At 69.1% G+C, this 9,212-nt stretch carries 5 protein-coding genes and 2 pseudogenes; all 7 read left to right on the top strand.

Annotated features, from left to right (window positions below):
* The first annotated feature begins 111 nt into the window (after nt 1-111).
* The gene (locus MRBLWO12_RS19405) at nt 112-423 is read left to right on the top strand and encodes a hypothetical protein (protein WP_363558692.1); all 312 of its coding nucleotides are present in this window, start codon (nt 112-114) and stop codon (nt 421-423) included.
* A gap of 209 nt (nt 424-632) precedes the next feature.
* The gene (locus tag MRBLWO12_RS19400; protein ID WP_363558690.1) at nt 633-1,289 is read left to right on the top strand and encodes an HAD family hydrolase; all 657 of its coding nucleotides are present in this window, start codon (nt 633-635) and stop codon (nt 1,287-1,289) included.
* Nucleotides 1,286-3,774 (top strand): annotated as a pseudogene (locus MRBLWO12_RS19395) (glycoside hydrolase family 65 protein). Before MRBLWO12_RS19400 ends, MRBLWO12_RS19395 begins: the two are co-directional and overlap by 4 nt.
* 69 nt (nt 3,775-3,843) lie before the next feature.
* The gene (locus MRBLWO12_RS19390; protein ID WP_341973855.1) at nt 3,844-6,183 is read left to right on the top strand and encodes a DNA polymerase III subunit gamma and tau; all 2,340 of its coding nucleotides are present in this window, start codon (nt 3,844-3,846) and stop codon (nt 6,181-6,183) included.
* Nucleotides 6,183-6,776, top strand: a complete 594-nt coding sequence (gene recR / locus MRBLWO12_RS19385; RefSeq protein WP_102191756.1) for a recombination mediator RecR — start codon at nt 6,183-6,185, stop codon at nt 6,774-6,776. The genes MRBLWO12_RS19390 and recR overlap by 1 nt, the downstream gene beginning before the upstream one ends.
* Nucleotides 6,777-6,822: 46 nt before the next feature.
* Nucleotides 6,823-7,746: a DMT family transporter gene (locus tag MRBLWO12_RS19380; RefSeq protein ID WP_341973856.1), complete on the top strand. Its 924-nt coding sequence runs from the start codon at nt 6,823-6,825 to the stop codon at nt 7,744-7,746.
* Nucleotides 7,747-7,973: 227 nt separating this feature from the next.
* A pseudogene (locus MRBLWO12_RS19375) lies at nt 7,974-9,212 on the top strand (aspartate kinase); the annotation flags it as partial.

Here is a 9,212-nt window from a genome sequence, read left to right as displayed (position 1 = left end):
TCGCCAGGACCGCCGGTTACACGATCGACGATCGCGACACCCTGCTCAACAGCACAGCAGGTCTGCTGGGGCTCGCCGGACACAGCGACATGCGGGACCATCCTCGCCGGGGTGGACGCGGGTGAGGCGGCATCGACACTCGCGTTCGATGTCTACATCCACCGACTGCGCGCCTACGCCGGGGCGTACATCGCGCAACTCGGCGGCGTGGATGTCATCTCGTTCACGGCAGGGGTCGGGGAGAACGCCGCGCGGTGTGCGCGCGGAATCGATGTCGACGCTGGGCTTCGCTGGTATCGAGATCGATGCCGCCCGAACGAGGCCCGCGAGCGGGGCAGTCCGCGCATCTCCACCGACGCCTCCTCCGTCGTCGTCCTCGTACGTCCGACGAACGAGAGCTGCAGATCGCCCGCCAGACGCTGAACTGCTCTGAGCCCCGGCGCGGGGGTTAGCCTGGATGCCGAGCCCGCACTACTACGCTGGCCACGGAGGCACGCCGAGGGTGCCGTACCCTCGCCCTTCTCCCGGAGGTTCTCGTGCCCGAAACCCTGCCTGACTTGCTGACCGCGGCCGGCGTGCTCTTCTGATCTCGACGGCGTGCTGACGCCCACCGCCGAGGTCCACATGAGCGCGTGGAAGACGGTCTTCGACGAGGTCTTCGCACGCTGGAACACATCGAGCCGCCGTACACCGATGCCGACTACTTCGACTTCGTTGACGGCAAGAAGCGCTATGACGGCGTCGCGAGCCTGCTGCACAGTCGCAACATCGAGTGCCGTGGGGTGAGATCGAGGATCCGCCCGAAGCCGAGACCATCTGCGGCATCGGCAATCGCAAGAACGCCGCCTTCGCGGCATCCCTCCGCAGCTACCGGTATCGCACCGTTCCCCGGCTCTCTCGCCCTGATCGAGTCTCTGCGCGCCGCCGGGCTGCCTCTCGGCGTCGTGTCGAGCTCGAAGAACGCCGAAGAGGTGCTCGCCGCCGCCGGCATCCGCGACTTCTTCACCGTCGTGGTGGACGGGTCGTCGCCGAGCGGGACGGCCTGGCATCCAAGCCCGCCCCTGACATGTTTCGCGAGGGCGCGCGTGCTCTCGGTGTCGACCCGGCAACGAGCGGTCGCCGTCGAGGATGCGACCTCGGGGGCGGCATCCGCTGCCGCCGCCGGATTCGCCACTTCGTCGGCGTCGACAGGGGAGCGGGCCGCTGACGCCCTGCGCGCCGCCGGCGCCAACCTGTATCGTCGACGACCTCGCCCAGCTCATCACCGAACCCACGGAGGACCGCCATGATCGACCGCGACCACTTCCTCCGTCGACCGTGGCGTCCTCATCGAGACGCGCTATTCCGAGGAGGCGTCGCGAGACGCTGTTACTCCGTAGGCAACGGCTATCTCGGCCTGCGCGGCAACCACATCGAGGGCCGTTGGAGCGCACGAGCACGGCACGTTCATCAACGGGCTGCACGAGACCTGGCCGATCCGGCCACGCCGAGCAGGCCTACGGGTTTCGCCGAGGTCGGTCAGACGAATCGTCAACGCGCCGGACGGCCCCAAAACTCATGCGGGTGTACGTCGATGACGAACCCATCTCGTTCGACGAGGCGGATGTGCGCGAGTACCGGCGCACCCTCGACATGCGCACCGGCGTGCTGGAGCGGCTCGTGGTCTGGGAGACGCCGTCCGGCAAGCGCGTGCGCATCAGGGATGAGCGCCTCGTCAGCTTCGAGGAGCGGCATCTGGCGATCCTGCGGCTCGAGGTCGTCGTGGAGAATTCCGACGCGCCGGTCACGATCAGCTGCCAGCTGCTGAACCGTCAGGACGGCGCCGGTGTCTACTCCGGCACTCCGGCTGCGGCGCAGAAGACCGGATTCGATCCGCGCAAGGCGGAGCGCATCGCCAACCGCGTGCTGGAGCCGGAGGAGTACTGGCAGGACGGACTGCGCTCCGTCCTCTCGTACGAGGTCGCCGACTCGGGGATGACCGTCGCGGTCGTCGCCGACCACGTCATCGAGACGGACAACGAGTACAGCGCCCGCCAGCTCAGTGAGGCGGACACCGCCAAGAACGTGTTCCGGGTGCAGGCCAAGGCAGGCATCCCGATTCGGCTCACGAAGCTCGTCAGCTATCACACATCCCGCGGCGTGCCGGCTCGTGAGCTCGTCGACCGTTGCCGTCGCACGCTCGACCGGGCGGCGGTGGAGGGCGTCGAGGCGCAGTTCCGCAAGCAGGCCGACTGGCTGGCGGCGTTCTGGGAGCGCAGCGATGTGCAGATCGGCGGTCACGACGACCTGCAGCAGGCCACCCGCTGGTGCCTCCTGCAGCTCGCCCAGGCGTCGGCGCGCGCCGACGGCAACGGCGTGCCGGCCAAGGGGCTGTCCGGCTCCGGCTACAGCGGCCACTACTTCTGGGACACCGAGATCTATGTGCTCCCGTTCCTCACCTACACCTCGCCGCAGTGGGCCAGGAACGCCCTGCGTGCCCGTGTCCTGATGCTTCCAGCCGCGCGCCGTCGCGCCGCGCAGCTGAACGAGGCCGGAGCGCTCTTCCCGTGGCGGACCATCAACGGCGAGGAGGCCTCCGCGTACTACGCGGCCGGCACCGCGCAGTACCACATCAACGCCGACGTGAGCTTCGCGCTCGGCAAGTACGTCCGTGCGACCGGTGATGAGGAGTTCCTCCGGCGGGAGGGCGCCGACATCGCGGTGGAGACCGCGCGGCTGTGGGCGACGCTCGGGTTCTGGCGCACCAACGAAGGCATCGAGACCTTCCACATCCACGGCGTCACCGGTCCTGACGAGTACACGACGGTCGTCAACGACAACCTCTTCACGAACGTCATGGCGCGGTACAACCTCCGCTATGCCGCACGGGTGGTGCGGGAGATCGCCGAGAACGACCCGGCCGCGTACGCCGCGCTGGTGGATCGCACCGATGTGGCGCCGGAGGAGCCGGATGCCTGGGACCGCGCCGCCGAGGCCATGTTCATCCCGTTCAGCGAGAGCCTCGGCATCCATCCGCAGGACTCGCTGTTCCTGGAACGCGAGCTCTGGGATCTGGAGCACACTCCGAAGGAGCAGCATCCGCTGCTGCTGCACTTCCACCCGCTGGTGATCTACCGGTTCCAGGTGCTCAAGCAGGCCGACGTGGTGCTCGCGCTGTTCCTACAGGGCAACCACTTCACCCCCGACGAGAAACTCGCCGACTTCGAGTACTACGATCCGCTGACCACCGGCGATTCCACGCTGTCCGCGGTGGTGCAGTCGATCCTGGCGGCGGAGGTCGGCTACCAGGATCTCGCCAAGGAGTACTTCGCGCAGTCGATCTTCGTCGACCTCGGAGATCTGCACCACAACGCGGCCGACGGCGTGCACGTGGCGTCGGCCGGCGGCGTGTGGACGGCGCTGGTGTCCGGCTTCGGCGGGATGCGGGATCACGCGGGCGAGCTCAGCTTCGACCCGCGCCTTCCGGCGGACTGGCCATCGCTGTCGTTCCCGATGCAATGGCAGGGGGCGGTGCTGCAGATCACGGTGACACGCGACGAACTGCGTGTCGAGGTGCGAGCGGGACAACCGGTCGAGTTCACGGTACGCGGTGTTGCGTACACGGCATCGGTCGGAGCCGATGCCCTCGTCGCTCTCGCGGATCAGGGACCGCTGATCCCCGGACGGCCGACGCTGCGCCGTTTCGCCGGCGCGCGACGGGACGACGGGACGCAGCTCTCGGCATCCGTTCCGGTGATCACGACGGCGATCCCGATCATCCAACAGATCGACTGACGGGCCGGACACTGCGGTGCGACGAACGGAGCCCACCGCAGTGTCCCCGGCACGCCGTAGGCTGTTGTGGTGACCACAGCCCTCTACCGCCGCTACCGGCCCGAATCCTTCGGCGAGATGATCGGGCAGTCGCAGGTGACCGAGCCGCTGATGACCGCACTCCGCGGCGACCGGGTCGGGCATGCCTACCTCTTCTCCGGTCCACGCGGATGCGGAAAGACGACGTCTGCGCGTATTCTCGCCCGCTGTCTGAACTGCGCCGAGGGCCCGACCGACGTGCCATGCGGAACCTGCCCGAGCTGTGTGGAGCTTTCCCGTGCCGGTGGGGGATCGCTCGACGTGGTCGAGATCGACGCCGCCAGCCACAATGGCGTCGATGACGCGAGAGACCTCCGCGAGCGTGCGACGTTCGCCCCCAGTCGCGATCGCTACAAGATCTTCATCCTCGACGAGGCGCACATGGTGACCCCGCAGGGGTTCAATGCGCTCCTCAAGCTGGTGGAAGAGCCGCCGGAGCACGTGAAGTTCATCTTCGCGACGACCGAGCCCGAGAAGGTGCTCGGCACCATCCGTTCGCGCACCCACCACTATCCGTTCCGGCTGGTGCCTCCGGCGGCCATGCTCGAGTACGTCGCGAAGCTCTGCGGCGAAGAGGGCGTGATCGTCGAACAGGGCGTGCTGCCGCTCGTCGTCCGCGCCGGTGGCGGATCGCCGCGAGACACGTTGTCGCTGCTCGATCAGCTCATCGCCGGCTCGGACGCGCCGGCCGGGTCGGCGACCGTCACGGTCGGCTACGAGCGCGCGGTGGCGCTGCTCGGCTATACGCACGCGGCACTGCTTGACGAGATCGTCGACGCTCTCGCGGCCGCAGACGCGGCTGCTGCCTTCCCGGCGATCGACCGAGTGGTGCAGACCGGGCAGGACCCGCGGCGCTTCGTCGACGACCTGCTCGAGCGGCTGCGCGACCTCATCGTCATCGCGGCCGTAGGCCCCGGCGCATCGGCGGTGCTCCGCGGCATCACCGAGGACGTGCTGGAGCGGATGCGGGCGCAGGCGTCCGCGTTCGGTGCGGCACGGCTGTCTCGAACCGCCGACCTCGTCAGCGCCGCCCTCGACGACATGTCCGGGGCGACCTCGCCGCGCCTCCACCTCGAACTCATGGTCGCTCGCGTGCTCGCCAGCGCAGGAACAGCGGATGCCGGCGCCACTGCCGATGCGGCGGTTCAGCAGGCTCCGGCTCCGGTGACGCAGCGGGCAGTCCCGGCCCCGGCTGTGTCGGCGGCGCCCGCATCCCCGGTCTCCTCGGCGCCGTCAGCCCCCGCGGTCAGCACGCCGACGACTGCAGCGAGCGAGACAGAACACAGCTATCCGGCGGATGCGCCGACCGAGGCCCCCGCTGCGGCGACCTCCGTCCCGACCGGGCCGGTCACGTACGAGCGGGTCACCGCCGTCTGGCCCGCGGTGCTCACCCGGCTGGAGAGCATCAGTCGCACATCGTGGCTGCTCGCCACCGCCGTGCAGCCGTTGGCGTACGGCACCGACTCCGAAGTGCTTACGCTGGGGTTCACCAGTCAGCATGACGTCGCGAAGTTCAAGGGTTCGGTCCCCGGATCCGGTCCGTCCGATCACCTGCGCACGGCGATCGAGCAGGAACTGGGCGTGCGCGTGAAGTATCTGCCGGCGCCGCTTCCGACCGGGGCCGCGGCTCGTCAGGGCTCTGCCGACACGCCGACGGCACGCCCTCAGGGCGATGCGGGTTCCGCTGATGCTTCGGAGCCTGCGAGAGTCGGTTCCACCGGGGCAGCCGGATCCACCGGTTCAACCGCTGCTGCGAATGCCGAGGCGGGGAATGCTCCCGAAGCGAGGGACTCCGACTCCGCGGGAAGGCCGTCTGCGGCATCCGCTTCGTCATCCCGACCGCAGTCCCGCGGCGCGTCGGCGCCGTCGGTGACGGAATGGGCGGTCGCCCCGATCCCGACCACCGTCGAAGCTCCGGTCACCGTGGCACCCCCGGCGCCGCAGCTGCCCGTCGACGAGGAGCCGGCCGAGGTCGAGGCCGCCGCATCCGCTGTCCCCTCGCCGGTCGACGGCGCGATCGACTCCGATGAGCCGCCGCTTCCGGGCGACGATGACGTGCCGTACTTCGACGACGAGCCGCCATACGACCCCTCCTACGAGCCGCCGGCGTCGACACAGGCCGCGCCTGCCCGACCAGCGGCAGCACAGGCGCCCACTCAGGACGCACCGCCCGCTCGGCAGGTGCAGCCGGCCAGGCCGGCGCCGGTCATCTCCGACCGCAGCCCGGTCGCCGGTGGCGTGCAGCGCTACGGCGAGGCCGTGATCCGCCAGGTGCTCGGCGCCACGTTCGTGCGCGAAGAGCCCTACGAGCCGCCGACGAGGTTCGCCTGATGTACGACGGCATCGTTCAGGAACTCATCGACGAGTTCGGGCGCCTCCCCGGCATCGGCCCGAAGTCCGCGCAGCGCATCGCGTTCCACATCCTGCAGACTCCGACGTTCGACGTCGCCCGGTTGTCCGAACTGCTCACCGAGGTGCGCATCCGGGTGCGCTTCTGCGAGATCTGCGGAAACGTCGCCGAGCAGGAGCGCTGCGCGATCTGCCGCGATCCGCGACGCAACCCGGCTCTGATCTGCGTGGTCGAAGACGCGAAAGACGTCGCGGCGATCGAACGCACCCGTGAGTTCCGGGGGCTGTACCACGTGCTCGGCGGCGTGATCAGTCCGATCGCCGGAATCGGCCCCGATGATCTGCGCATCGCCCAGCTGATGACGCGCCTCGCCGACGGCACGGTGCAGGAAGTCATCCTCGCCACCAACCCGAACCTCGAAGGCGAGGCGACGGCGAGCTATCTCAGCCGTCTGCTCACCACGATGCAGATCACCGTTTCTCGGTTGGCCTCCGGCCTCCCGGTCGGCGGCGATCTCGAGTACGCCGACGAAGTCACTCTCGGGCGAGCCTTCGAAGGGCGGCGCGTGCTGTGAACGTGGGTCTATTGCTGAGCCCGACGGGGCCCGCCGCGGTGGCGCAGTGACCGCGCACTCCGGTTTCACACGCCGCGGCTGGCTCCTCTTCGGGGCGATGGCCCTGCTCTGGGGCGTGCCCTACCTGTTCATCAGCATCGCCGTGGAGTCGATCTCGCCACCGGCGATCGTCGCCGGCCGAACTCTCATCGCCGCGCTGCTGCTGCTGCCGTTCGCGATCCGCAACGGCGCGCTGCGCGCCGCTCTGAAGCACTGGCCATGGGTGCTCGCCTTCGGCTTGATCGAGATGGCCGGTCCCTTCGTGCTGCTCGGCCATGCCGAGATGACGCTGCCGTCCGGCCTGACCGGGCTGCTCGTCGCTACCGTGCCGCTTTTCGCTGCACTCATCGCCCTCGGTGGCGGTGATCGCGGCGTGCTCCGCCCCGCTCGCGCGATCGGACTCGTCATCGGATTCGTCGGCGTCGCGATCGTGGTCGCCGGCCCTGGGCTGTTCGGCGGCGAGATGAGCCTGCTGGCCGCGGGCGAGGTGCTGCTGGTCGCGGTGCTCTACGCGATCGCGCCGTTCATCGTCGCGCGCAAACTCGCCGACGTGCCCTCGCTCGGCACGATCACCCTCTCACTGCTGATGATCGGCATCCTCTATCTGCCGCTCGGTCTCCTCACGCAGCACCGCCTGCCGACCGTGACCTCCGCTCTGGCGCTGCTGGCACTGGCCGTCATCTGCACGGCCGTCGCGTTCCTCGCATTCTTCGCGCTCATCCGTGAGGTCGGCCCGGTGCGCGCGCCGCTGTTCACCTACGTCAACCCGGTGGTCGCGATCATCCTCGGCGCGATCGTCCTCGCCGAGCCCCTGACGCTCGGCCTGGTCATCGGCTTCCCCCTGATCATCATCGGGTGCTGGTTCGCGGGCACCGGCGGGCGTCTCCGCCCCGCAGCGTCACCCGAGCCGGCGCCGATCCCCGCCCCCTGACGGGGTCCGGCTCGCGGGTAGCCTGTGGAACCGGGCCCCGGTCGAGGGGGCGCGGGAGGTCGCCTCTGGCCCGCGAATGCGACCGTCTTTGACCCCTGCCGAGGGGGAGGGGACGCGGGTGGTCGTCCCGGGCCCGTGGACGCGGCTTTCTTCGTCCCCCGCAGACGCCGAGGCTCTGGCATGCAGACGTCACATGCACAGCACGGCATATGCGTCGAACGTAGAATGTGCGTGGGCGGATCCGCCCGACACCCCCGGGAGTGAACGTGGCCCTCATCGTGCAGAAGTACGGCGGCTCCTCTGTCGCCGACGCAGAGAGCATCAAGCGCGTCGCCAAGCGCATCGTCGACACCCGCCGCGCCGGCCATGATGTGGTCGTCGCGGTCAGTGCGATGGGCGACACCACAGACGAGCTGCTCGACCTCGCGAACGAGGTGGCCCCGATTCCGGCGCCGCGCGAGCTCGACATGCTGCTCTCCAGTGGTGAGCGCATCTCGATGGCGCTGCTGGCCATGGCCATCCACTCGATGGGCTTCGAAGCGCGCTCGTTCACCGGCAGTCAGGCCGGCATGATCACGGACTCGAAGCACGGATCGGCCCGGATCGTCGATGTGACCCGGTCCGTCTCCGCGAGGCGCTCGACGAGGGCGCGATCGTCATCGTCGCCGGGTTCCAGGGATTCAACCGCGACACCCGAGACATCACCACGCTCGGCCGGGGCGGCTCCGACACGACCGCCGTCGCGCTGGCCGCGGCGCTCGACGCCGACGTCTGCGAGATCTACAGCGACGTCGACGGCATCTTCACCGCCGATCCGCGCGTGATCCCGCGAGCGCAGAAGCTCGATCACGTCAGCAGCGAGGAGATGCTCGAGCTCGCCGCCAACGGAGCCAAGGTGCTCTACATCCGCGCCGTCGAGTACGCGCGCCGTCACGGCGTGCTCATCCACGCCCGGTCGACGTTCTCGTCGGCCGAGGGTACTTACGTTCTGGGCGAGGGTATGAAGAACCCTCGCGAAGCCGAGGGAGCAGCAGCCATGGAAGAACCGATCGTCGCCGGAGTCGCCACCGACTTCAGCCACGCGAAGATCACGGTCGCGGGCGTGCCGGATGTTCCGGGCAAGGCCGCAGAGATCTTCAAGATCGTCGCGAAGTCGGGCGCGAACGTCGACATGATCGTGCAGAACGTGTCGGCGGCATCCACGCGACGCACCGACATCTCCTTCACGGTCCCGAAGGCAGACGCCGCAGCCGCGCTCAAGGCGCTGGCCGCCGAGCAGACCGAGGTCGGTTTCCAGAACCTCGTGCACGACGACCAGATCGGCAAGCTCTCCGTCGTCGGTGCCGGCATGCGCACGCATTCCGGCGTCTCGGCGACGCTGTTCGAGGCGCTGTCCGCCGGCGGGATCAACATCGAGATGATCTCGACCTCCGAGATCCGCATCTCGGTGGTGCTCCGTGCCGACA

The sequence above is a fragment of the Microbacterium sp. LWO12-1.2 genome, assembly GCF_040675875.1.
Lineage (GTDB): Bacteria > Actinomycetota > Actinomycetes > Actinomycetales > Microbacteriaceae > Microbacterium.
This window is presented reverse-complemented; position numbering and strand designations above follow the sequence as displayed.